We start from the raw sequence: 23,987 nt of genomic DNA, 5'->3' as shown, positions 1-23,987 counted from the left end.
TTTATTGCCCTTCGAGCCCGCGCTGCTCAATTACCCCAAAAACATCCGCCACATCCTGGACCATGATCCGAGCGATGTTGGTGATGGTGTTGAGGTCGGTCTCGGCTGAATCGCGCAGGGTCGTGCAGGCCATGAGCGTCAGGTAGTCGAGGGTGGCGTGCAGGCGTTCGCTGGCGCAGGCGTGGAGCTCGGGCAACGGGGCCGTTTTATCGATGAACAGGACGGGGTGGGTGTTGGCAATTGGTGTAAGCGGGGCGAAGCGGTGGGACGATTGTTCGGTAGTCGTAGTAAATCCCTAACTCAAGAGAGAATTTGCCACCGTTTTGCTGCGAAACAATTGGGTGGCAGCCATGTGCGGGTTCGCAGACCGAGGAGTTAGGACTCGGCAGACCCGAAGGGACTGTCAGATATTTTGTGTGCGGGCCGGTAACGGCCTGCCGTTAGGCAGGCCATGCTTTTACCAGGTCGGTCTGATAAATCGATCTCCGTACAGAATCGCGAATTGATTCATCGCACTTTTCCAGTCATGGGCCGCTGAACCCCAGTTTGCTGTGATATTGCGCAGCCCAAGCCAGATCAGCTTGGTCGCCGCATCGTCGGTCGGGAAGTGGCCTCGGGTCTTGATGATCTTGCGCAGTTGAGCGTTGATGCTCTCAATGGCGTTGGTCGTGTAGATCACTTTTCGGATCGCCGGCGGGAAAACGAAAAAAGGAATCACACGATCCCAAGCGCGGCGCCAAGCAGCCACTACCGTCGGATACTGCTTGCCCCATGGCCCGCTTTCAAACGCATCCAGCGCTTGCTCGGCCGCTTCGGCGGTGACTGCCTGATAGATCGGTTTGAGCGCCTTGGCCAGTTCGCGGCGCTTATCCCAAGCCGCGTAATCAAGACTGTTGCGGATCAGATGAACAATGCATGTTTGCAGTGTCGTGTCCGGAAATACAGCGCTGAGAGCTTCCGGCATGCCTTTAAGGCCATCGGTCACAGCAATCAACACGTCTTCGACGCCGCGTGTCTTGAGGTCGTTGAACACCTTCATCCAGAATTTGGCGCCCTCGGTCGTTTCGATCCAAATGCCGAGAATATCGCGTGTTCCGTCAGGCAAAACACCCAAGGCCAGGTAGATTGCCTTGTTGCGAACCAGCCCCTCTTCGCGGATTTTGACCCGCAGAGCATCGAAGAAAATAACCGGATACATCGGCTCCAAAGGCCGCTGTTGCCAGGCACCGATCTCTGCCATGACTTCGTCGGTTACAGAGCTAATGAAGTCGGGAGAAACGTCCGTACCGTACTGCTCGGAAAGAAACGCACGGATCTCTCTAACAGTCATTCCGCGGGCATACATGGCGATGATCTTGTCGTCGAACCCAGTGTAACGCCGCTCGTGTTTGGGGATCAGGATGGGAGAAAAACTGCCGTCCCGGTCGCGAGGAATATCCAGTCGGAGCGGACCATCACCGGTTAGAACCGTCTTGCCGCTTTTGCCATTGCGCTGGTTGGTTTCATCCTCTGGGCGCTGCGCGCCCGGCGGATAGCCCAGGTGGTGGCCAAGCTCAGCACTCAAGGCTCGCTCGATCAAAGCCTTCTTGAACGCCGCAGAGGCATCCTCAATGGCTTCAGCGGTCATCGGTCCATCGGTAAATTGCTCAAGCAGCTCTTTCGGGATTTTCGGCAGCTCTCGCAACGCGGGTTTCTTCTTGGTTGGCATACATGCACCTCTTACTCATGTTATGCCCGAACACAAAATTTCTGACACCCCCGACCCGAAGATCTCCCACACACAGCCGCCATGAAAAGCCGAACGTAGGCGCGAATGCCTATGCCGATTTTTGACGGTTGTGATTCTAACTCACCAGGGCTGCGAAACCCTCCTGCTGACTAACGCCAGCAGGTGAGCCCAACTATAGAAGGGGATTTTTGAGGCAACAACCGACCTGTAGGACGCCCGCAAACCCCGTGGCGAGGGAGCTTGCTCCCGCTCGGTGGCGCAGCCGCCGTAAACCCTGGGGCATGGGGTTGGTCTGACGAAAAGAGGGGGCTGCTTCGCAGCCCAGCGGGAGCAAGCTCCCTCGCCACGATGAGTGAATTCCTACGAGATTTTCAGAAGGCCAGGGGGGAGCAATTGATTTCAGAAACGGAACGCGGAGCGTCAAAAACTTGTGGGAGCGAGCTTGCTCGCGATGACGTAGGCACAGCCAACATCACCGCAAACTGGCCCTCCGCTTTCGCGAGCAAGCTCGCTCCCACAGAGGATTTGGAGCCGTTGCAATTTCCATGAACACCTCAAAACCAATGTGGGAGCGGGCTTGCCCGCGAAGACGTCAGCACAGCCAATATCCATGCAAGCTGACCCACCGCTTTCGCGAGCAAGCTCGCTCCCACAGTTGGATCGGAGTACGACAAAAGAGACAGGTCGGCTATCAGGCCGCCTCGCGCCGGACGTTGATCTCGGCGGCCCACGGAGCAATGCCTGCGTTCGGGCATGCCGAGCCTAGGCGAGGCACCGAGTGGTGGGGCAAAAGCGCTTTGGTTACTTTCGCCTGGGCCGGCTTCCGGATTTTCGAAAGTGACCCGCTGTAAGAGCGGAACCCTAAGAAGCCGTTACCGCAGCAACGGATATACACACAAATCAAGCCGTTTTCGTAACTATTTGTCGCCTCAACACAATTCCCCTCCTGAGCACCCCTCTAGACTCCCGCCCACTTCGGTTCCTCGCTGACCGAACGCTGCCTACGAATCTGCCAATAATTGCCAATAAAAACCCTGCGCACTCAGGAGCAAAAATGAAGAAGCTAGCAATGTTCGGTGCCCTGGCACTGTCCGTGTTGTCCCTGTCGGCCGTGGCCGAAGAGGCCAAGCCGATCCGCCTCGGGATCGAAGCCGGGTACCCACCCTTCTCGATGAAAACCGCCGACGGCAAGCTGACCGGTTTCGATGTGGATATCGGTGACGCGCTCTGTGAGCAGATGAAGGTCAAGTGCACCTGGGTCGAGCAAGAATTCGACGGCCTGATCCCTGCGCTGAAAGTGAAGAAAATCGACGCGATCCTCTCGTCCATGACCATCACCGACGACCGTAAGAAAAACGTCGACTTCACCATCAAGTACTACCACACCCCGGCGCGTTTCGTGATGAAGGAAGGCTCCGCCGTCAAGGACCCGCTCACCGAACTCAAGGGCAAGAAAGTCGGTGTGCTGCGCGCCAGTACCCATGACCGTTTCGCCACCGAGGTACTGGTGCCAGCAGGTATCAACCTGGTGCGCTACGGCTCCCAGCAGGAAGCCAACCTGGACATGGTCGCCGGGCGCCTCGACGCCATGCTGGCCGACTCGGTCAACCTCGACGACGGCTTCCTGAAAACCGACGCCGGCAAGGGTTTCGCGTTCGTCGGCCCGACTTATGAAGACGCGAAGTATTTCGGCGGTGGCGCCGGCATTGCGGTGCGCAAGGGTGATAACGCCCTGGCCGAGAAATTCAACGCCGCCATCACTGAAATCCGCGCCAACGGCACCTACAAGAAGGTCCAGGACAAATACTTCGCGTTTGACGTCTACGGGCATTAATCGCTGAGTCCAAGGTGGCCCGCCGTTGACCCGGTCGGCCACCTTTTTCATGGGCGATTGTTTTACCCTGCGCCTATCGAGATATCGCCATCCGGAGTTCCCCATGCAACGCATCGACCATACCCTGCCATGGAGTCACCTGGGCACAGAGCGCCGGCTCAGCGTGTTTCGCTACGGCCATGGCCCGCGCAAGGCCTACATCCAGGCCAGTCTGCACGCCGATGAATTGCCGGGCATGCGCACCGCCTGGGAGCTGAAGCAGCGGCTCAACGATCTTGAGGCCCAGGGCCTGCTCAAGGGGGTGATCGAACTGGTGCCGGTGGCCAATCCCATCGGTCTGGATCAGCATCTGCAAAGCGCTCACATGGGGCGTTTCGAGTTGGGCAGTGGCAAGAATTTCAACCGCGCCTTTGTCGAACTCAGCGCCCCGGTGGCGCAACGCATCGGTGATCGCCTGGGTGACGACCCAGCCGCCAATATCACGTTGATCCGCCAGACCATGGCCCAGGTTCTCGATGATCTGCCAGCGCCGCCTTCACAACTCGAGGCGCTGCATCGGCTGTTGCTGCGCCATGCTTGCGACGCCGATATCACCCTGGATCTACATTGCGATTTCGAGGCAGCGATCCATTTGTACGCGTTGCCACAGCACTGGCCGCAGTGGCGTTCCCTGGCCGCGCGGTTGAACGCCGGGGTGGCGTTGTTGTGTGAAGATTCCGGCGGCAGTTCGTTCGATGAATCCTGCTCCTCGCCCTGGTTGCGCTTGGCCAAGGCCTTTCCCGAAGCGGCGATTCCGCCGGCCAACCTGGCGACAACGCTGGAACTGGGGAGCATGGGCGACACCCGGGTGGAGCAGGCCCGGGCCAATTGCGAAGCCATCCTCGGGTTTCTGGCCGAGCAGGGCCTTATCGCCGGGGACTGGCCGTCCGCGCCCAGCGAATGCTGTGAAGGCTTTCCGTTCGAAGGCACGCAATACCTGTTCGCGCCGCACCATGGCGTCGTGAGTTTCCTGCGTGAAGCCGGGGAGTGGGTGGAGCAGGGCGATCCGTTGTTTGAAGTGGTCGATCCGCTGAGCGACCGGGTCACCACCGTGCGGGCGGGTACCAGCGGTGTGCTATTCGCCCTGGACCGCGGGCGCTACACCCAGCCGGGGATCTGGCAGGCGAAAGTCGCCGGGCGTGAGCCTATTCGCGTGGGGAAATTGATCAACGACTGATAAGTGCTGTCTACCTCACCGCACGGTGTTTACCGTGCAGCTATCGAACGATGGAGGAAGATCAATGTTTAAAGCGCTCGCCCTGTTCCTGTTGCTGGTTTCGTCCGGGTTGCAGGCTCAGCCCTCGCTGCACACGGACTTGCCGCTCAACTACCTCGCCCACGTCGATGAACAGGCCAGGAACCGACCGCTGGTGATCTTTCTGCATGGCTCCGGCAGCAACGAACAGGACCTGTTCGAGCTCAGGGACGAACTGCCCAAAGACTACAATTACCTCTCGGTGCGGGCCCCTAAAACCATGGAGCCGGATCATTACCAGTGGTTCGCCAAGAAGGGTGAGGGTGCCTATGACGGCGACACGTCGGACCTGAAGGCCAGCGGCCAGATGCTGTTGGCGTTCATCGAGAAGGCCCGGGCCAAGTACCCGACCGACGCGAGCAATGTCTATCTGGTGGGCTTCAGCCAGGGCGCCATGATGAGCTATGAGGTGGCGCTGCGACACCCCGAAGCGGTCGGCGGGATTGCCGCGATGGGCGGAAAGGTCCTGCCGGTGCTGCGGGCCGAACTGACCCCCGACGAATCGCGACGGACACTGGCCGTGTTCATCGGCCACGGCACGGCAGACCCGATCATCCCTTATCACGACGGTACCGAGGCCAACACCTTCCTCAAGACCCTGGCCCTGGAACCCGAATTCCATGCCTACCCGGGCGTGGGTCACAGTATCAGCGCCCTGGAAGTGCAAGACCTGCGGGCCTGGTTGGAGCGGCTCAACCCCTGATCACTGTAAATCCCTGTGGGAGCGAGCTTGCTCGCGATAGCGGTGGGTCAGCTTGCATCAAAGTTGGGTGTGCCGACGCCATCGCGAGCAAGCTCGGCTCCCACATGTTCTGGGGCGCTTATTGACCGCTGGCGATCTGTTTCACCAACGCCTCATGACCAGCCTTGTCGCTGGCCCGGGAGATGACCTGAACCACCGCCATGCGTGTGCCGGAGGCAGCCAGCAACGTGGTGTCGAGGGTCGGTCCGCCGCCCTGGGTGGCGCTGGTGTCGAGCTGACGCAGGCCCAGGCCGGTGCCTTTCTGGGTCAGGCCTTTTGCGCTCAGGATCTTGGCGTCCGGCAGCGCTGTGGTTCGCTGGGCAGCGAAGTCGCCCATGGTGGCGTCGAGGAACGCACCATCATCATCTTTCACCTTCGCGCCGTTGATGATGGTGTTCTCTGCGGCGATCACCACGGTCCGGCTGGTGGCATTGCTGTACATCGTTCCTGTCGCGCCAGCGGTACCCTGGGCGGCATCACCGGCGGGCAATGGTGTGGCGATGAACCCCTTGGGCAAGGTGAAGAGGAACTTGCCGCCCAGCATCGAAACCTTCTGCGCCGGCGCATCACCGGCGGTTTTGGGCTGGGCCGCCTGGGCGGATACCGCGGCCAGGCTGGCGATGGCCGTCAGCAACAGGGCGGCGGCGTGTTTACTCAGCAATGACATTGAAACTCTCCACGGTGATCGCGTTTGGAGGCCGATCATCCCATGGGCGCCGTGCCTGACTCCAGCGCCCGTGGCGGATGGGCCGGCCATTGCGGTGCCGGGGGTACGGAGGAACGCTTGATCGGCACCATCATCCGACCGCTCAAACCGGTCCGGCACTGAAGCGCCGGGCCAACGCCTTGCGCTCGAAATACTCGGTGATGAAATCGATAAAGGCGCGAGTCTTGGCCGGCATCAGCGTGCGGCTGGGGTAGTAGAGAGAAATCACGCCAAGGTCCACATACCAATCCGGTAACAGCCGCACCAATTCGCCACGCTCCAGCCAGGGCACGGCGTCGGGCACCACCAGCAGGGCCACGCCCAGGCCGAGCAAGGCGGCCTCACGCATGGCAACGGGGTCATTGAAGATCATGGACTCGTTCAGTTGCACGGCGCATTCACGCCCGGCGGCGTTGCGCAGCACAGTCTGGCGTACCCGGCCGGTGCGGCTGGCCCGCAGCACGATGTTATCCAGACTGGCCAGGTCCTCGGGTTGCCGGGGCAGGGCGCGTTCGGCCAAGTAGGCTGGGCTGGCGACGGCAATCAGGTGCGCGGGCGCCAAGGTGCGCGATACCACCCCGGGCGTCAGTGCGAAGCCGCCTCCGATGGCCGCGTCGAAACCTTCGGCGATCAGGTCGACCGGGCGGTTTTCGAAATGCCAGTCCGGACGGATCAGCGGGTAGCGGGCCAGCCACTGCGGCATCAACGGCAGTACCTGGCCGATACCGAAGCTCGGGGACAAGCTGACGCGCAGCACCCCGGCCGGTTCGCCGCGCTCCGTGGTCACCGCACCGATGGCCGCCTGCAGGGCGTTGAGGTTGCCGCCGATGCTGGCGAGAAAATGCTCTCCCGTTTCGGTCAGGGACAGCTTGCGGGTCGAGCGTTGGAACAACCGCACTCCCAGATTCCGCTCCAGCATCGCCACGTTGCGGCTCACGGCGGCCGGCGTCAGCGCAAGCGACCGCGCGGCCGCCGAAAAACTGCCGGTTTCGGCGCTGCGAACAAAGCATTCGAGATTGGCGAGGCTTTCCATGGGGTGGACCTGATAGTAATGCTTGAAAATGATTCGCCATATTACCGGCTAATCAGAAGGTAATGACAAGGGCACCATGCACCTCAACGGCGGACATCACCGCCAGGCTTATCCAACCTTGAGGACACACAACATGAGCAGCATCGACACCATCGGCATCATTGGCGCCGGCGCCATCGGCAGTGCTTTCGCCCGCGCCCTGGCCCGCCAGAACATCAATGTCGTCATTGCCAACAGCCGTGGCCCGCAAAGCCTGGCCGAGCTTGTGGCTGACCTCGGTCCAAGCGTACGGGCCGGAACCGTGGAGGAGGCGGCCGCCCAGCCGATGGTGCTGGTGGCGGTCAACTGGTCGAAGTTGCCCCAGGCGCTGGGTGGTCTGCCGGATTTTGCCGGGCGAATCGTGATCGACGCCAATAACGCAATCGAAGTGCCGGGGTTCAAGGCCGTGGACCTCCAGGGCCGGGCCTCGACCGAGGTGTTCAGCGAGTGGGTGCCGGGCGCACGGGTGGTCAAGGCCTTCAATCATCTGCTGGCGCGCCTGCTGGAGGCAGACCCGACGTCCGAAGGCGGCAAGCGGGTGTTGTTCCTGACCGGTGACGATGCGCAGGCACGGGGTGACGTCGCGCAGTTGATCGAGCGCTTGGGTTTTTTCAGCGTGGACCTGGGCCCCCTGAGTGTCGGCGCACACTTGACCCAGTTCCCGGGCGGCCCGCTGCCGGTGCTGAACCTGGTCAAGTTCGACTGAGCCACAGGCAGTATTCAGCGCCATGGCCTGCCAGGCTCAGTCGGGTTCCACGTTCAGTTGCAGGCTGCCATCGGCCAGGCGTTCAGTGCTGCGGACGATGCCGCTCAGGCGCCGGCCCTCGGCGCTGAACACCACGATCTCGGCCTTGTCCAAGTCGTCCGGCATCGGCGGTTGAACGTGCAGCGCGAACCACACCGGCTTGTCCTCGTCGAGGCGCTGGACGTCGTATTGGCAATCGATACTTTTGGTCTCGCGACCAAACAGGGTGTCGAGACCGTAGTCAAGGTGAGTGCTGTCGGCGGCGGATCGGGCGAGAGGCATCGGCGGTCTCCTGGGTACGCGCGGTTGATGTTCAAATGATCCTGCCCGGGAGGGAAAATTCCATTGGCTGAGCCGTTGAGAACAGCCCAACCTCCGTCGCTCAACGGTTCCCTGTGGCGAGGGGATTTATCCCCGTTGGAGCGCGAAGCGGTCCTGAACCCCGGTTATCCGGCGGGCCAGACTTGGTGCCGCTTCGCGACCCAGCGGGGATAAATCCCCTCGCCACAAAGAATCCAGGCCCAGAAAGATCAGAGGCCTGGCACCCCGTTTTCCCAGACCGACCAGTTCTTCACGATGTCCTGCACCAGTGGGTTGCCGGTGCGGAATAGGTTTTCCAACGCAGGGACGAACGCGCCTTGGTCGGCGTACTTGAGCAGGTTGTCCACTTCGCTGCCGCCGGGTTCGGGACGGTCGAAGTCGGACCCGGCCCGCAAAACCGCCAGCCGGTTGATGTCCACCCGGCCTTCGCGACTGGCCCGTAGCAAGGCTTCGTAGGTGGAGTTGTCTTCCTGTTGGGTTGTGCAATAGACGCCCTTGTTGTCCGTGAGCAGGCGCGTCCAGACTTCGGCGCGTTCGCTCAGGCGCGTACCGGAAAACCAGGTGTTGCCCGCCACGGTGTCGCAGCGGGTCACCACCGGTGGCTGGTTGGCCGGTGCGTAGGGGTATTTCAGGCGCCAGGTCGCCGATTCCTTGCTTTCGGCCAGGGCCACGTTCTGGCTGAGGGCGAACGCCTTGGCCTGCAGGGCCGGGTTGAGTTCGAAGACTTCGGTCTTGTAGTCCAGCGGCGGCTTTTCGTTCGGCCCTTGGTATTGATGCCCAGGTAGCCGGTGGGCCAGTTCTTGGGCGCGTCTCGTGAGTCCAGCTCCCATTGCGTGCCGAACTCCACCAGGTAATGGGCCCAGGCGGCTGTGCCGAGGGTGCCGTGGTGCGGGTTGATGCCGGCGATCCCGGCCACCAGGAAATAGCTTTTGCGCAGGTCGAGGGTCGGCGAGAACGCCAGGGCCAATGTCGAGGCCGCCGCGTTGGTCTGGCCCATGCCGGTGATCAGCAGACAGACCTGCTGGGCGTTGCAGTGGATGGCCGGGTACTGGGCGGACAGTCCTGGCACGCGGATTTCATCCTTGAGCGCCAGGCGTTCGATCCAATTCTGCGCCTCGGGGGCGAACATCGTGATCAGCATGACCTTGGGCTGATACGGCGGTGCGGCCCCGGCAGCTGAGCAGAAGAGGGCCGTACCGGCCAGGCCGATTGAAGCAAGCAGGCGTTTGTTCATGTGTGCGTTACCTCCATGGATTCGAAGTGGTGTTTCGACAGGTCAGAACTGGTAGCCGACGCCGGCGTAGTATCCCCAGCCATCGGAGCGGGCGCGAAAGTCGCCGTCGCCAAAATTGAGCTCGCTGCCGTCCTGCCAGTTGCCGCCGTTGTGAAAGTAGCGGCCCACCAATGTGAAGCGCAGGTGCGTGAAGGAATAGAGCAACACGTTGGTCGCGACCGTGGCATTGGCGGTACGGGCCGGGTTGTCCTTGTGCAGGTCGGACCCGAAATCGAAATTGGTGAAGCCAATGTACGTCAGCGAAGCACCGTTGCTGAACTGGCTGATCGGCACGATGTATTTGAGCTGCGCGCGGTAGCCGTCCCAGGAATATTCATTGCTGGCGCCGTAGTTTTCCCATTGATAGCGCCCATAGAAATTGGCCGACAGGTTGACCCGCGAATGGGTGTCGATGTCAGTGCCCAGGCCGCTGTACAAGGTGTTGGCGCGGTTGGCGCTGTTGCTGCCGTGATCGTAGATCCAGTCGAACGCGACATACCATTCCTTGAATGGCCCGATGGCCAGGCTGCGGCCGCTGAGATAGTCGATGGAAATACGCGGCTCATGCTCCATGAACACCGGCGAACCATGGTCCCAGGCACCTTTGTCGTGGCTGTTGCCAATGTTGAAAATCTTCGGGATATCGACATAGCCATACAGTTCGAAAGGCCCTTTGCGTCCGAAGTATTCGTATTCCAGATAGACATCGTCGACCGGCTGCGGACCAAAACTGATGTCTTTGCTGCCGATGAGTGTCAGGTCCTGGTTGTACCAGTCCGACAGGTAGGCACCTTTTTTCGCGGGGGCGGCTTCGGGGCTGAGGGCTTCGCCTTGGGCGGACGCCTCGCTCGTTTGGGCTTGAGTCGGGGAGCTGAGTAATCCGGTAACGGCACTCAGTAGCAAGGCAGCTGCGAATACGCCGGGCACGGCGCCACATCGGGAAGGGAAGAGCATTGGAAAGTCCTTGTCCGTGCGAGCCGAAGCCCGCGTTCCATGAAGGTTGAAAAAGCCATCGATGCGTTGAGGCCGACAACTTGCGCAAACGTTTGCACATCCCATACCAGATTTGGTCATGGCCTTGAAAAACTGGGCTTTATGGGGTTTTTCCTGTCTTTTTGGTCAGTCCGTGTGCACCGAAGGGCCGCTCGACGCTCGAACCGGTACCAAGTATGACAAGGCATATCTGGGCACCCATCGCGATGCAGCGCTGAGCCACCGCTGTTGCTGTAGAATCAGCCACCTTGACTTACGAGAGGTATGCCCATGAGCGAGCCGATTCGCCTGACCCAGTACAGCCACGGCGCTGGTTGCGGCTGCAAGATTTCGCCACAAGTGCTGGAAGTGATCCTGGCCGGCAGCGGTGCGCAGAACCTTGACCCCAAGCTGTGGGTCGGCAATGCCTCCCGGGACGATGCCGCGGTGTACGCCATCGACGAGGAGCGCGGGGTGGTCTCGACCACCGACTTTTTCATGCCGATTGTCGACGATCCGTTCGACTTCGGCCGCATCGCCGCCACCAATGCCATCAGCGACATCTACGCCATGGGCGGTGACCCGCTGATGGCCATTGCGATTCTCGGCTGGCCCGTCAACGTGCTGGCCCCGGAAATCGCACGGGAAGTGATTCGCGGCGGTCGTTCGGTGTGTGACGAGGCGGGCATTCCCCTGGCCGGTGGGCATTCGATTGACGCACCTGAGCCGATTTTCGGCCTGGCGGTCACGGGCCTGGTGCAAAAGCGCCACATGAAACGCAACGACACCGCCACCGCCGGTTGCCGCTTGTACCTGACCAAACCCCTGGGCATCGGCATCCTCACCACCGCGGAAAAGAAAGGCAAGTTGCGCGCCGCCGACGTTGGCCTGGCTCGCGACTGGATGTGCACCCTCAACAAACCCGGCAGCCGCTTCGGCAAACTCGACGGTGTGACCGCGATGACCGACGTCACCGGTTTCGGCCTGCTCGGGCACTTGGTGGAAATGGCCGATGGCAGCCAAGTGACGGCGCGGATTCGCTACGACGCGGTGCCGCGCCTGCCGGGTGTCGAGTACTACCTCGACCTGGGCTGTGTACCGGGCGGTACGTTGCGCAACTACGACAGCTACGCCAGCAAGCTCGGTCGCGTCCAGGAGCTGCACAAACGCGTGCTGTGCGACCCGCAGACCAGCGGCGGCCTGTTGATCGCCGTCACCCCCGAGGGCGAAGGCGAGTTTCTGCGGGTTGCCGTTGAACTCGGCCTGGCACTGGAGCCGATTGGCGAGTTGGTTGAGCGACAGACCTACGCGGTCGAGGTGTCTTGATGACCCAGGACATCACCGATTACCGCGATATCTTCCTCAACGACCGGCCGATGATGGACACTCGTGCGCCGGTCGAATTTCTCAAGGGCGCATTCCCCGGCGTGATCAATTTGCCGTTGATGACCGACCTCGAACGGGAACGCGTCGGTACCTGCTACAAACAGCAGGGGCAGCAGGCCGCCATTGTCCTGGGCCATCAGTTGGTGTCCGGTGAGATCAAGGCGCAACGCATCCAGGCCTGGGCCGAGTTCGCCCAAAGCCATCCTGATGGTGTGTTGTATTGCTTTCGCGGTGGCTTGCGTTCGCAGATCGTCCAGCAGTGGCTCAAGGACGAAGCGGGGATTGAATACCCCAGGGTCGGTGGCGGCTACAAGGCCATGCGCACCTTCCTGCTTGGCACCGTCGAGCAGGCGGTCACCGAATGCGACCTGGTGCTGTTGGGCGGCATGACCGGCACCGGCAAGACTGAAGTGCTGACCCAGTTGGGCAATAGCCTGGACCTGGAGGGCTATGCCAATCATCGCGGCTCGAGCTTTGGCAAGCGCGCCACCGGGCAACCTTCCAACATCGATTTCGAGAACCGTCTGGCGGTGGACGTGCTGAAAAAGCGCGCCGCCGGTATCGAACAGTTCGTGCTGGAAGATGAAAGCCGCATGGTCGGCAGCTGCGCCTTGCCGCTGCCCTTGTTCCAGCGCATGCAGCAGGTTCCGATGGTCTGGCTTGAAGACAGCCTGGAGCGGCGGGTCGAACGAATCCTGCGTGATTACGTCATTAACCTGTGCGCCGAATTCATTGCCGTACATGGCGACGAAGGCTTCTCGCTGTTTTCCGAGCGATTGCTGGCGAGCCTGAACAACATTCACAAGCGCCTGGGCGGCGACCGTCACCGGCGTTTGATGGAGATCATGGAGGCCGCCCTGGCCGAGCAGGCCAATAGCGGCGCCGTCGACTTGCATCGCGGCTGGATCGAAGGTTTGCTGCGCGAGTATTACGACCCGATGTATGTGTTCCAGCGGGAAAAGAAGGGCTTGCGGATCGAGTTCTCTGGAGAGCAGGCGGCGGTGTTGGAGTACCTGCGCGAGCGAGCGCTGCGGCGCGGGTAATGCGGAACAAAATAATGTGGGAGCGGGCTTGCTCGCGATAGCGTCGGATCAGCCAACGCTTATGTTGACTGACGCACTGCTATCGCGAGCAAGCTCGCTCCCACAAAGGAAGAAGTACTCAATGGTTATGTCGGACAGGCTTCCTTGCCGTTGTCCAAGCCTTGCTTGTAGCTCCGGCTGCTGAGGCTGGCCTTGCCGTTATGCCAGGTCAGGGTCAGCACGAACAGCGAATCGAAGTCGCTGGATGCCCAGTCATCGGTAATGGTCTGTTCCTCGCCCACCGCCTCCTCGGCGACCTTGTTGATCAGCTCTGGCAAATAGCCGTGGGACCAGGCGGTGTAGACGGTGGCGTTGTGGTACTTGTCGTGGAGCAATTCGTCAGCCAGGTCGCTGGTGTCGTTGGCCGAATAATTGATATTCACCGGCAGGCCAAGCTTGATGGCGCTGGGGCTGATGGTCATCAGCGGGCGAATATAACTGTAGGAATTGTCCAGCTCACCCTCTTCGACGTTGCGGGTAGGGTTGGCCGCGAACACGTAGTCGGCCTTGCCGAATTTTTCCGGCAGCAGGGTGGCCAGGTCGATGGCGCGGTTGAGGCCCTGGCAATTGAGCTGGCCCAGCCCGCCATCGGGTTTCTCGGCATGCCGCAGGAACACCAGGGTCTGCACACCGTCGGCTGGCTGGGCGCGGCTGACGCTGGATTCCAGCGACAGCACCAGGCCACAGACCACAAGCAGCGTTGGTAGCACCAGCCACGAACGGTGTTTGAAGCGTCTGGCGAAATTCAGTGGGTTCATCATCGAATAAATATTCTTCAGCACTCTTGAGTCAGGCTGACAAACCTTGGCACCGCGAGGCGCCTGGCCTCGGGTGTTTTCCCTGTCGTGATGCCGCTTCGATTCTTCGGGGGCACTGCTCAGAGTCCCTTGAAGCCCTTTGGTTCGATCTCGGCTGATCCGCGGCACTGTAAGGCCTCTTCCTTGGAGGCAGTTCGAATGTTAGCGACAGGATGTTGCGGAATTAAGAAAGGTCAGTGTGATTCCCGTGACGTGTCTTCTGATGCTGTCCTGCGCATCTTGGATTATTCTCAGGCCTTTCCTTTCATACTCGAGCTTGCCCCTCATGCCCGATCTAACCTCATTCCCCATCACCCAAAAATGGCCCGCCCAATACCCGGAGTGGCTCCAGCTCTATTCCCTGCCAACGCCCAACGGCGTGAAAGTCTCGATCATGCTGGAGGAGATTGGCCTGCCCTATGAACCCCACAAAGTGGACTTTGGCAGCAACGACCAGTTGTCCCCCGAGTTCCTTTCCCTGAACCCCAATAACAAGATCCCGGCGATTCTCGACCCTCATGGGCCAGGGGATAAGCCGTTGGCGTTGTTCGAGTCGGGGGCGATCCTGATTTATCTGGCGGACAAAAGTGGCCAGTTGTTGGCCCAGGAGTCGGCGGCGCGCTATGAGACGATTCAGTGGCTGATGTTTCAGATGGGCGGTATCGGGCCGATGTTCGGGCAACTGGGATTCTTCAACAAGTTCGCCGGCAAGGACTACGAGGACAAGCGGCCTCGCGATCGTTATGTCGAGGAAAGCAAACGCCTGCTCAAGGTGCTCGACGGTCGTCTCGAAGGACGGGACTGGATCATGGGCGAGCGCTACACCATCGCCGATATCGCCACGTTTCCCTGGGTGCGTAACTTGATCGGTTTTTATGAGGCCGGTGATTTGGTGGGTATCCAGAACTTTCCCAATGTGACACGGGTGTTGGAGCGTTTCCTGGCGCGACCGGCCGTGGCGCGTGGGCTGAAGATCCCGGAATGAATGACCCGATGGCCAGCCGATTCGAATTCAAGCAACTGGATGTGTTCAGCGCCGTGCCGCTCAAGGGCAATCCACTGGCGGTGGTGCTCGGCGCGGATGAGATCAGTGATGAGCGCATGGTCGCGTTTGCCAACTGGACCAACCTCAGCGAAACCACGTTCCTGCTGGAGCCACGGCATCCGGAGGCCGATTACCGGGTGCGAATTTTCACCACGTCGACCGAGTTGCCGTTTGCCGGTCATCCGACTCTGGGCAGTTGTCACGCCTGGCTCGAAGCCGGAGGCGTGCCGAAAGGGCGGGAGATCGTGCAGGAATGTGGCGTCGGCCTGGTCAGGATCCGCCGTAGCGATTATGGATTGGCGTTCCTGGCGCCACCCTTGCTCAAGTCCGGTCCGCTGGAAACCGACCTGTTGGAGCGGGTGTGCCAGGGGCTCGGGCTGGCGGCCGAGGCGATTGTCGAGGCGCAATGGGTTGATAACGGCGCCGGTTGGCTGGCCGTGATGCTCAAGGATCGCCAGCAGGTGTTGACGCTCAAGCCCGATTATCATCAATTGCTGGATCTGGCCGTGGGCGTCATCGCCCCTTGGGATCCGGCGGTGGACGGCGATGAGGCGCAATTTGAAGTGCGCGGTTTCATTGCCGGTGACGGCATGCCGGAGGATCCAGCCACCGGCAGCCTGAACGCCGGGCTTGCCCAGTGGATGCTGGGCAAGGGGCTGGCCCCTGCGTCCTATGTGGTCAGCCAGGGACTGACGATGGGCCGGGCCGGGCGCATTCATGTCGAGCAGTTGGGGGATGACGTCTGGATTGGCGGCGCAGTGGTGACTTGCATCAATGGCTCGCTGACCTTGTGAGGCGATTATTGCCAGGCTGGTAACACTCTGTTTGCCAGCCGGCGTTTGTGCCCTGGCCGACCAGGGCATAAGCTTTGCCCCTGTGATCGAGTACCCATTTACCCCAGGAGTCCCATGTCCAGCCAGTTCCCCGAAGCGCGTCCACGCCGTCTACGTCGCAATGCGAGCCTGCGCAGCCTGTTCCAGGAAACCGAGTTCACCTTGAACGACCTGGTGTTGCCGATTTTCGTCGAAGAAGAGATCGATGATTTCGTGCCGATCAAGAGCATGCCGGGCGTGGTGCGCATCCCTGAAGCGAAACTGGCCAGCGAGATCGAGCGCTATGCCCGTGCCGGCATCAAGTCAGTCATGACCTTTGGTGTGTCTCATCACCTGGACAGCGACGGTAGCGACACTTGGAACGAGCGCGGGCTGGTGTCGCGCATGGCCGGAATCTGCAAGGACGCGGTGCCGGAAATGATTGTGATGTCCGACACTTGCTTCTGTGAGTACACCGATCATGGTCATTGCGGCGTACTCCACGGGCATGAAGTAGACAACGACCGGACCTTGCTCAACCTGGGCAAGCAGGCCGTGGCGGCGGCCCGTGCCGGTGCCGATGTGATCGCGCCGTCCGCGGCCATGGACGGACAGGTCCAGGCCATTCGCAGGGCGCTGGATGAAGCGGGCTTCAGCCAGACGGCAATCATGGCCTATTCCACCAAATTCGCCTCGGCGCTTTATGGTCCGTTTCGCGAGGCGGGCGGCAGCGCCTTGAAAGGCGACCGCAAGAGCTATCAGATGAACCCGATGAATCGTCGCGAAGCGTTGCGCGAATCCTTGCTCGATGAGCAGGAAGGCGCCGATGCGCTGATGGTCAAGCCGGCCGGTGCCTACCTCGACATCATCCGCGACATTCGCCAGGCCTCGAACCTGCCGCTGTCGGCCTATCAGGTCAGCGGCGAATACGCGATGATCAAATTCGCCGCCCAGGCTGGCGCCATCGACGAAGCCCGCGTGGTGCGCGAAAGCCTTGGCGCGATCAAACGGGCGGGTGCGGACCTGATCTTTACTTACTTTGCGATGGATTTGGCGTTGAGTGGGATCTGATCCAGCGTCAGGGACCGCAATCTGACGCAAGTTCCATATCCCCCCAATCCCCTGTGGGAGCGAGCTTGCTCGCGATAGCGGTGGGTCAGCTTGCGCCGATGCCGAATGTGCCGACGCCATCGCGAGCAAGCTCGCTCCCACAGGGGGGGCTTCCTGCATCATTTTGTTGCTCTGCGCGACGGAACATAGCCCGTGCCCGCTTTTGATCGTATGGTTGCTCCGGAATAACCAACCTGATGGAGCACCATGCAACTCAATCGATTGATGATCAGCCTGGCCGCGTTGCTAGCCCTGGCCGGTTGCGGCAGCCGCCAGGCCCAGGAGCCTGAACGCCAACCTGCCGAGGTCAAGGCGCAGATCGTGCGGTTGTTGCCGGCCAAGACTACGGATCGCGAAGGCTGGGCGACGGACATCTACGTGGCTTTCGCGGCTCAGCAGATCTCCCCCACGACGCAGAATATCTGCGCTGTCCTGGCGGTGACCGAACAGGAGTCGACGTTCCAGGCCGATCCGGCGGTGCCGGGGCTGGGTAAGATTGCTCGTCAGGAAATCAACCGCCGTGCGGCGAAGGTGCACATTCCGGAGCTATTGGTCAGCGGCGCGTTGCAGGTGCGCTCGCCCAATGGCAAGAGCTACAGCGATCGGCTCAACGGGGCGCGTAGCGAGAAGGAACTGAGTGAGATTTTCGATGATTTCATCGACATGGTGCCGCTGGGCAAGACGCTGTTCGGCGGTTTCAACCCGGTGCACACGGGTGGGCCGATGCAGGTCAGTATCGCCTTTGCCCAAGCCAATGCCCGGGGTTATCCCTACGCGGTGGACGGCTCGATTCGCCGTGAGGTGTTCAGCCGTCGTGGCGGAATGTATTTCGGTATCGCGCATTTGCTGGGCTATCCGGTGAGCTACACCGAGCCGTTGTATCGTTTCGCCGATTTCAATGCCGGGTGGTACGCCAGTCGCAACGCGGCTTTCCAGCATGCGGTGAGTCGGGCTTCGGGCATTTCCCTGGCGCTCGATGGCGATTTGATTGTGCATGACTCCATCATGCCGGGCAGTACCGAATTGGCGGTGCGCACGCTGGGTAAATCATTGGGGATGCGCAACCCGACCATTCGCAATCAATTGGAGCAGGGCGATAGCCTGGCGTTTGAAGACAGCAAGCTCTACAAGCGCGTGTTCGAATTGGCTGAACAGGCTGAGGGCAAGCGGTTGCCGCGGGCCGTATTGCCGGGGATCGTGCTCAAGAGTCCGAAAATCACGCGCAAGCTGACCACAGCGTGGTTTGCCAAGCGGGTGGATGAGCGTTATCAGCGGTGCATGGCGAAGGCGTCGGGGCGTTAGCCAGACGTTGGGGCATGAAAAAGCCCGGCGGAAGAGGCCTAATGCTGTTCACTTAAGGCAATCGACAAACCCGTGGCGAGGGAGCTTGCTCCCGCTGGGCTGCGAAGCGGCCCCAAAACCTGCCAAATGCGGAGCATCAGACACACCGCACCCGCCGGTTTACGACTGCTTCGCAGCCGAGCGGGAGCAAGCTCCCTCGCCACAGGGTGTATTGCCGACCATTTGTTGCGGTCAAGCAACTCATGCGCGGTTTTCGATCAGGCGATCCGAGCCGCCCTCAGCAACGCGACGATCCAGCAGACGTTCAGCACCGCCTTCAGCGACGCGGTTTTCGATCAGGCGATCAGAGCCACCTTCAGCAACGCGACGTTCCAGCAGACGATCAGCACCGCCTTCGGCAACGCGGTTTTCAATCAGTCGATCAGAGCCACCTTCAGCAACGCGACGATCCAGCAGACGTTCAGCACCGCCTTCAGCGACGCGGTTTTCGATCAGTCGATCAGAGCCACCTTCAGCAACGCGACGTTCCAGCAGACGCTCAGCACCGCCTTCGGCAACGCGGTTTTCAATCAGGCGATCAGAGCCACCCTCGGCAACGACCGGTTGGGAGGAGGCGGCGAATACGTTGGCTGCCAGTACAGAAAAAGCGAAGCTGAGGATGATTTGGCGTTTCATGATGATGTGCTCCGGGGATGCAGTGGGTTGGTGTGGGGCCATTGTTGCGCCGGGCAATCATCAAGAGAACTTCATTGACATGATGGTGAACATCGATGGCAGTGATAGCTCGTCCACTGACCTTCGGTTGGTGTGAGATCTGGATGGCGTATCGTCCGGCCAGTGGAACACCGACGGGTTTGTGAGCTCTACCGCCAGGATATCCAGCAGGAGACAAGCTCATGTATCAGTTATTCGGCCACAGGCAGTCTGGTTCTTCGGCGGTGGAGATTGCCCTGGATCTCTGTGGCGTGGCGTACCGCCGGATCGATGCCTATTCGACCGAGGACAGCGCGGCGGCGAAGGAACTGGAGGCGCTGAACCCGCAGAAGTTGGTCCCGACCCTGCAACTGCCGGACGGCTCGGTGCTGACTGAAGCCGCAGCCATTCTGATTCACCTCGGGTTGTCCTTTCCCCAGGCAAAGTTGCTGCCTGAAGACCCTGGGCATCGCGCGCAAGTCATACGGGGCCTGGTCTATATCGTTGCCCATTGCTATACGCCCATCGGCATTATCGATTTTCCGGAACGCTGGCTGGAGGATGCGGACGAAGCGACTCGGCAGCGATTGGTCTCCGGCACCCAGCAACGGCTGTATCGCAACTGGGCGCTGTTTGCCGACCAATTCCCAGCCCGGCCGTTTCTCAATGGCGACGAACCGGGAGCGCTGGACATCCTGGCCGCTGTGATCACCCAGTGGCAAGGAACCCGCGAAGCCATGTCAAGCGCCCGTCCGGAGTTTCATGGGCTGCTGGAGCGCATCGACCGCCATCCGCGCGTTGCGCCGATCCTGTCACAGCATTGGCCGGAATGAGTCATGGGCACGCCTTGCGTGACGCCGCCTGCTCGACGAGGCCGACAAATTGCCGGACATTGTTCTGATGTGCCGTCACCAGGTCGTCGATGCTGCCTCCCGCCGGCGTTTGCAGGCTGCTGCGGCAGGTGAGGGGACGGGCCTCGTTGCCGAAGTTGCGCAGGCGCCATTGCGCGTCCATGCGGGCATAACGGCCAGGGATCGAGTCGAAGCGCTGTACATCCACTCGCAGCAACAGTTTGGGTGCGCCGGGGTTGTTCAGTTGTTCGTCCAGGCTGCTGTGCAGCTCATCCGCCAGGCTGGCGCCCCACCATTCGGTTTCCAGGATCGCCAGACCGCTGTTGCCTTGGCGAATGACCATCTGGGTGCGATCCACTTGAGGTGGAACACTGACTTGCTCGACCTGGATGTCCACGCTGGCGCCCGCCTGATCGACCGGTTGGGCCGGGCTCAGGGTGTGATAGTGGATGGGATCGCTGCGGCAGGCGCCGAGCAGCAATGCCAAGGCAGTCAGTGAGCATTTCAGCATCCGCGGCATAAGGCGTGCTCCTGTGATCATTCTTTCACCGGGAATGTGAGGTTCTGCGCCGGTGCGTCCTTGGGACGGCCGCGAAGCAGCGATTCGGGGTGGCGGCTCAAGTAGTCGGACAGCTCGCGCAGCGAGCGCGACATGCGCCCCAGGTCGTCCAGGGTCTGGGTCAGTTGTTCGCGTTGCGGCGAATCTTCGGCCAGGGTCGAGTTGGCCGATTGCAGGGTCTTGCTCACATCTTGCAGGGTGTTTTGCACACTTGGCAGGGTCTTGCTGTTGAATTGGGCCAGGCCTTTGCGCAGCTCCACCAGGTTGCCGTTCAGGTTGCTGGCCACGCTTTCCAACGGCAGTTTATTGATCCGCTCGACCATCGCCTGCAGTTGTTCCTGCAATTGCTGGAGGCTGCCGGGAATGGTAGGAATACGGACAGGTCGAGCGGCAGGGTCGAAGGCGACTTTTTCCGCCTTGGGGTAGAAATCCAGCGAAATGTACAACTGCCCGGTGAGCAGGTTGCCGCTGCGCGCCTGGGCACGCAGGCCTCGATCGACGAAACTGCCGATCAGGCGGGCCCCGGCGGATTCGTCGTCGGGGTTGTGATTGAGCGCCTTGAGCAGTTTCTCATGGGCCTTGCCCAGGCGCTGAGGGTAGATCACCACACCGACGTTGACCGGAAAGCTGCGCTGCTTCTCGTCGAAGTCCAGATTGATGGCGACGACTTTGCCGATTTCGACGCCCAGGAACTCGACTGGCGCATCGACTCGCAACCCGCGCAGTGCCTGATCGAAACGCAAGGCCAGGTACTGCGCCTTGCCATTGGGTGGGGCGAGGGCGCTTTGCTGGTCGGCAAACAGCTCGTACGTCTTGTCTTCGCTGGCGGGGGTGTCGTTGGGGCTGTATTCCGGCGCCCGGAACGCGATGCCTCCCAGTAGCAGTGCCGAGAGTGATTCGGTCTTGACCGCGAAACCGTTGGCACCGACGTTCACGTCCACGCCACTGACGTTCCAGAACCGGGTGTTTTCGGTGACGTAGACATCGTTGGGGGCGTTGATGAACACGTCGATGTTGACGCCTTTGCCATCGGCGTCCAGCGCATAGGACACCACTTGGCCCACCGGGATCTTGCGCAGGTACACCGGCGAGCCGATGTCCAGCGAGCCGAGGTCCTGGGAATGCAGGGTGAAGCGCTTGCCCGGTTCGCCGTAAGTGATGGGTGGCGGGTTCTCCAAGCCCGTGAAGGACTTGGCGCGCACTTTCGACTGGCCGGCGTCGGCCCCAATGAAATCGCCCGACAGCAAGGTGTCGATCCCCGAGATACCGCCGGCCCCGATGCGCGGCCGTACCACCCAGAACACCGAGTCTTCGTGGGTGAAGGTGTCGGCCGTCTTGGCCAGCTTGACCGTGGCGGTAACGTTTTTCTGGTCGTCGCTCAGTTGCACGTCGGTGACCTGGCCGATGACCACGTTGCGATATTTCACCTGGGTCTTGTTGGCGGTCAGGCCCTGGCCGGTCTTGAAGGTGATGGTGATGGTCGGGCCTTCCTGCAGCCAGTTGTGGACCACCAGGGACAGCCCCACCAGGACCGCGATGATCGGCACGATCCACACCAGCGACACCGTCCAGCGGCGCGTGGTGACATTGGCGCGACCCGGTGCGGGTTGGCGCCCGTCAGTGGCTTGCGACTTCATCCAGGATTTCCTCGCAGGGTTGGGTGTCCCAGATCAACCGGGGGTCGAAACTCATGGCCGAGAGCATGGTGAACAGCACCACGAGGCCGAAGAACAGGATGCCTGGCCGCGGTTCGATATCGCTCAGTGCCTGGAACTTCACCAGCGCCGCCACCAGGGCCACCACCAGCACGTCGAGCATCGACCAGTAGCCGATGACTTCCACCAGCCGATACAGCTTGGCCCGCTGGACCTGGGCCCAGGTGCTGCGTCGTTGCACGGTGACCAGCAACAGGGTCAGCACCACGAACTTGATGCCTGGTACGGCGATGCTGGCGATGAAGATGATCAGGGCGATGTCCCAGGCACCGCCTTGCCAGAACTCGATGACGCCGCTGATGATGGTGCTGTCGGCGCCTTCGCCAAGCATCTTGGTGTTCATGACCGGCAGCAGGTTGGCCGGAATATAAAACACCAGCGCCGCCAGCATATAGGCCCAGGTGCGGGTGACGGAGTCGGTTTTGCGTCGATGCAGGGCGGCGTCGCAGCGCGGGCAAGTCTTGGGCTCGTCGGTCATGTCGCAGGCCAGGCCGCAGCTGTGGCACAGGCACAGGTTCAGGTCGCTGGCCTGGGGCGGGGTGTCCAGGGGCGTGCTGTTCACAGGCGCTCCCACAGGTCGCGGACATCGCGCCCGGCAATGCGGATCATCAACAGGCTCAGGGCTGCGAGGGCGAACAGCCCGATGCCCGGCAGCACGTCCAGCAGCCCGGCGAGCTTGATCACCGCCACCAGCGCGCCCAGCAGGCATACCTCCAGCATGCTCCACGGCCGCAAGGTTTCCAGGCTGCGCATGCACAGGTTGAACCCTGGCGCCCGCTGGTTGGCGTAGGCATAGGCCAGCACCCAGATCAGCAGCGCCAGTTGCAAGGCCGGCGCGACGATGATCGCCACCGCGGCCACCAGGGCGATGAAGGTAATCGACCCGTGGCTCAGCGCCACGATGGAATCCCATAGCGTGGCGCTGTTGCTCAGGCCCTGGAGTCGGATGCTCATCACCGGATAGACGTTGGCAAATGCCCACAGCATCGCGGCCGTCACGCTCAAGGCCAGGCGCTGCTCGATGCTCAGGCCGTCGTAACGCTGGATCACTGCGTGGCATCGCACGCACGAGGCTTTCTGATGCGGGACGAGCACCACCGGCTCGTACACCGCATCGCAATGTTCACAAATGATCAGTCGGTCGGTATCGGCCATCGGGGCGCTCGGGCAGGAACGACCCCTTCAATATAGAAGTGCGTTGAGAATGAGCAACCCGCCCGAACGGATCATTCGCCGCGAATGTATTGCTCCAGTTGTCGGATCAGGTCCGCCTGTTCGGCAATGGCTTCCTTGACCAGGTCGCCGATGGACAACAGGCCGACGAGCTTGCCGTCCTCTACTACCGGCAAATGCCGCAAGTGCTTCTCGGTCATGATGCTCAGGCAGGTTTCGACATTCTGGTGCGGGTCTATCGTGATCACGGGGGATACCATGATGTCACTCACTTTCGTGCCCACCGACGAGCGGCCGTGCAAGACCATTTTGCGCGCGTAGTCGCGCTCACTGATGATCCCCAGCACTTCATCGTTTTTCACCACCAGCAAGGCGCCGACGTTTTTCTCGGCCATGCGCATCAAGGCCTGCAATACCATGTCGTCCGGTGAGATGGTGTGCACTTGCTGGTTTTTCTCATCTTTTAGCCGGAGCAACTGCGCGACGGTTTTCATGGGGAGCCTCAGGTGTTGTTTTGCGGGTGATTAAAGAATCGTAGACCCAGCGGCGCAGAGCAAGCGGTAAAGCGGCGGCCAGTCGTCCAAAAGCGTCATTACAGCTCAATTCACCCCGATATGAAGCCATGCGCTGTCTGTGGCGAGGGAGCTTGCTCCCGCTGGGCTGCGCAGCAGCCCCCGGTTGTTGGCATTCGCCCGATATACCGAGATGGATGGTTTTGGGGCTGCTGCGCACCCCAGCGGGAGCAAGCTCCCTCGCCACAAGAGCTTGTCAGCA

24 protein-coding genes and 1 pseudogene are annotated in these 23,987 nt (G+C 61.1%); 11 read left to right on the top strand and 14 right to left on the bottom strand.

Going from position 1 to position 23,987, the window contains the following annotated elements; translation table 11 throughout:
- Window position 1 precedes the first annotated feature (1 nt).
- Together CD58_RS19330 and CD58_RS19325 are read right to left on the bottom strand one after the other, a co-directional pair.
- Window positions 2-241, bottom strand: a complete 240-nt coding sequence (locus CD58_RS19330; protein WP_049866968.1) for a hypothetical protein — start codon at window positions 239-241, stop codon at window positions 2-4.
- 216 nt (window positions 242-457) lie between these two features.
- Window positions 458-1,708, bottom strand: coding sequence for an IS256 family transposase (locus CD58_RS19325; RefSeq protein WP_025211138.1), 1,251 nt, complete (start codon window positions 1,706-1,708; stop codon window positions 458-460).
- 1,075 nt (window positions 1,709-2,783) lie between these two features.
- On the opposite strand from CD58_RS19325, the gene CD58_RS19320 reads away from it, so the two are divergent.
- The 3 genes from CD58_RS19320 (at window position 2,784) to CD58_RS19310 (ending at window position 5,560) form a co-directional block, all read left to right on the top strand.
- Window positions 2,784-3,563 (top strand): ABC transporter substrate-binding protein, encoded by a 780-nt coding sequence (locus CD58_RS19320; RefSeq protein ID WP_025214637.1) that lies wholly within the window; start codon window positions 2,784-2,786, stop codon window positions 3,561-3,563.
- 103 nt (window positions 3,564-3,666) lie between these two features.
- Entirely contained in the window at window positions 3,667-4,779 is a 1,113-nt protein-coding gene (locus CD58_RS19315; protein ID WP_025214636.1) for a M14 family metallopeptidase, read from the top strand.
- 64 nt (window positions 4,780-4,843) lie between these two features.
- Window positions 4,844-5,560: an alpha/beta hydrolase gene (locus CD58_RS19310; protein ID WP_025214635.1), complete on the top strand. Its 717-nt coding sequence runs from the start codon at window positions 4,844-4,846 to the stop codon at window positions 5,558-5,560.
- Between the two features lie 118 nt (window positions 5,561-5,678).
- On the opposite strand, the gene CD58_RS19305 is transcribed toward CD58_RS19310, so the two are convergent.
- Together CD58_RS19305 and CD58_RS19300 are read right to left on the bottom strand one after the other, a co-directional pair.
- Entirely contained in the window at window positions 5,679-6,266 is a 588-nt protein-coding gene (locus CD58_RS19305) for a hypothetical protein (RefSeq protein ID WP_025214634.1), read from the bottom strand.
- Between the two features lie 142 nt (window positions 6,267-6,408).
- Window positions 6,409-7,338 (bottom strand): LysR family transcriptional regulator, encoded by a 930-nt coding sequence (locus CD58_RS19300; protein WP_025214633.1) that lies wholly within the window; start codon window positions 7,336-7,338, stop codon window positions 6,409-6,411.
- 142 nt (window positions 7,339-7,480) lie between these two features.
- Between CD58_RS19300 and CD58_RS19295 the strand changes: the two genes are divergently transcribed.
- Window positions 7,481-8,083: an NADPH-dependent F420 reductase gene (locus CD58_RS19295; RefSeq protein ID WP_025214632.1), complete on the top strand. Its 603-nt coding sequence runs from the start codon at window positions 7,481-7,483 to the stop codon at window positions 8,081-8,083.
- 36 nt (window positions 8,084-8,119) lie between these two features.
- Here CD58_RS19295 and CD58_RS19290 read toward each other — a convergent pair whose 3' ends face one another.
- The 3 genes and pseudogenes from CD58_RS19290 to CD58_RS19280 form a co-directional block, all read right to left on the bottom strand.
- Window positions 8,120-8,404 (bottom strand): hypothetical protein, encoded by a 285-nt coding sequence (locus tag CD58_RS19290; RefSeq protein ID WP_025214631.1) that lies wholly within the window; start codon window positions 8,402-8,404, stop codon window positions 8,120-8,122.
- A 248-nt stretch (window positions 8,405-8,652) separates the two neighbouring features.
- A pseudogene (locus CD58_RS19285) lies at window positions 8,653-9,677 on the bottom strand (purine-nucleoside phosphorylase).
- Between the two features lie 42 nt (window positions 9,678-9,719).
- Window positions 9,720-10,670 (bottom strand): nucleoside-specific channel-forming protein Tsx, encoded by a 951-nt coding sequence (locus CD58_RS19280; protein ID WP_025214630.1) that lies wholly within the window; start codon window positions 10,668-10,670, stop codon window positions 9,720-9,722.
- A gap of 309 nt (window positions 10,671-10,979) precedes the next feature.
- On the opposite strand from CD58_RS19280, the gene selD reads away from it, so the two are divergent.
- Window positions 10,980-12,014 carry a selenide, water dikinase SelD gene (gene selD / locus CD58_RS19275; protein WP_025214629.1) on the top strand — a complete coding sequence of 345 codons (1,035 nt, stop codon included), beginning with the start codon at window positions 10,980-10,982 and terminating at the stop codon, window positions 12,012-12,014.
- Entirely contained in the window at window positions 12,014-13,117 is a 1,104-nt protein-coding gene (mnmH, locus tag CD58_RS19270) for a tRNA 2-selenouridine(34) synthase MnmH (RefSeq protein ID WP_025214628.1), read from the top strand. The genes selD and mnmH overlap by 1 nt, the downstream gene beginning before the upstream one ends.
- Before the next feature lie 125 nt (window positions 13,118-13,242).
- On the opposite strand, the gene CD58_RS19265 is transcribed toward mnmH, so the two are convergent.
- Window positions 13,243-13,917 carry a hypothetical protein gene (locus CD58_RS19265; protein ID WP_025214627.1) on the bottom strand — a complete coding sequence of 225 codons (675 nt, stop codon included), beginning with the start codon at window positions 13,915-13,917 and terminating at the stop codon, window positions 13,243-13,245.
- Window positions 13,918-14,239: 322 nt separating this feature from the next.
- On the opposite strand from CD58_RS19265, the gene CD58_RS19260 reads away from it, so the two are divergent.
- From CD58_RS19260 to CD58_RS19245, 4 genes are all read left to right on the top strand, one after another.
- Entirely contained in the window at window positions 14,240-14,938 is a 699-nt protein-coding gene (locus tag CD58_RS19260) for a glutathione binding-like protein (protein ID WP_025214626.1), read from the top strand.
- 8 nt (window positions 14,939-14,946) lie between these two features.
- Window positions 14,947-15,792: a PhzF family phenazine biosynthesis protein gene (locus CD58_RS19255; protein ID WP_025214625.1), complete on the top strand. Its 846-nt coding sequence runs from the start codon at window positions 14,947-14,949 to the stop codon at window positions 15,790-15,792.
- 114 nt (window positions 15,793-15,906) lie between these two features.
- On the top strand, window positions 15,907-16,881 hold the full coding sequence (hemB, locus tag CD58_RS19250) for a porphobilinogen synthase (protein ID WP_025214624.1): 975 nt from the start codon (window positions 15,907-15,909) through the stop codon (window positions 16,879-16,881).
- 246 nt (window positions 16,882-17,127) lie between these two features.
- A complete protein-coding gene (locus CD58_RS19245) occupies window positions 17,128-18,222 on the top strand; it encodes a DUF1615 domain-containing protein (RefSeq protein ID WP_025214623.1) in 1,095 nt (364 codons plus the stop codon).
- Window positions 18,223-18,462: 240 nt separating this feature from the next.
- Here the strand turns inward: CD58_RS19245 and CD58_RS19240 are convergent, their stop codons facing one another.
- Window positions 18,463-18,897 carry a hypothetical protein gene (locus tag CD58_RS19240; protein WP_025214622.1) on the bottom strand — a complete coding sequence of 145 codons (435 nt, stop codon included), beginning with the start codon at window positions 18,895-18,897 and terminating at the stop codon, window positions 18,463-18,465.
- Between the two features lie 221 nt (window positions 18,898-19,118).
- On the opposite strand from CD58_RS19240, the gene CD58_RS19235 reads away from it, so the two are divergent.
- Entirely contained in the window at window positions 19,119-19,748 is a 630-nt protein-coding gene (locus CD58_RS19235; RefSeq protein ID WP_025214621.1) for a glutathione S-transferase family protein, read from the top strand.
- A 1-nt stretch (window position 19,749) separates the two neighbouring features.
- Here the strand turns inward: CD58_RS19235 and CD58_RS19230 are convergent, their stop codons facing one another.
- The 5 genes from CD58_RS19230 to CD58_RS19210 form a co-directional block, all read right to left on the bottom strand.
- On the bottom strand, window positions 19,750-20,286 hold the full coding sequence (locus tag CD58_RS19230) for a PqiC family protein (RefSeq protein WP_025214620.1): 537 nt from the start codon (window positions 20,284-20,286) through the stop codon (window positions 19,750-19,752).
- Window positions 20,287-20,303: 17 nt separating this feature from the next.
- Window positions 20,304-21,962, bottom strand: a complete 1,659-nt coding sequence (locus CD58_RS19225) for an intermembrane transport protein PqiB (RefSeq protein ID WP_025214619.1) — start codon at window positions 21,960-21,962, stop codon at window positions 20,304-20,306.
- Window positions 21,943-22,587, bottom strand: coding sequence for a paraquat-inducible protein A (locus CD58_RS19220; RefSeq protein WP_025214618.1), 645 nt, complete (start codon window positions 22,585-22,587; stop codon window positions 21,943-21,945). Before CD58_RS19220 ends, CD58_RS19225 begins: the two co-directional genes overlap by 20 nt.
- An 11-nt stretch (window positions 22,588-22,598) precedes the next feature.
- Window positions 22,599-23,195 carry a paraquat-inducible protein A gene (locus CD58_RS19215; protein ID WP_025214617.1) on the bottom strand — a complete coding sequence of 199 codons (597 nt, stop codon included), beginning with the start codon at window positions 23,193-23,195 and terminating at the stop codon, window positions 22,599-22,601.
- 71 nt (window positions 23,196-23,266) lie between these two features.
- Entirely contained in the window at window positions 23,267-23,707 is a 441-nt protein-coding gene (locus CD58_RS19210) for a CBS domain-containing protein (RefSeq protein ID WP_025214616.1), read from the bottom strand.
- Window positions 23,708-23,987: the final 280 nt, after the last annotated feature.

The sequence above is a fragment of the Pseudomonas brassicacearum genome (assembly GCF_000585995.1).
In the GTDB taxonomy this organism is placed as follows: Bacteria; Pseudomonadota; Gammaproteobacteria; order Pseudomonadales; family Pseudomonadaceae; genus Aquipseudomonas; species Aquipseudomonas brassicacearum_A.
This window is presented reverse-complemented; position numbering and strand designations above follow the sequence as displayed.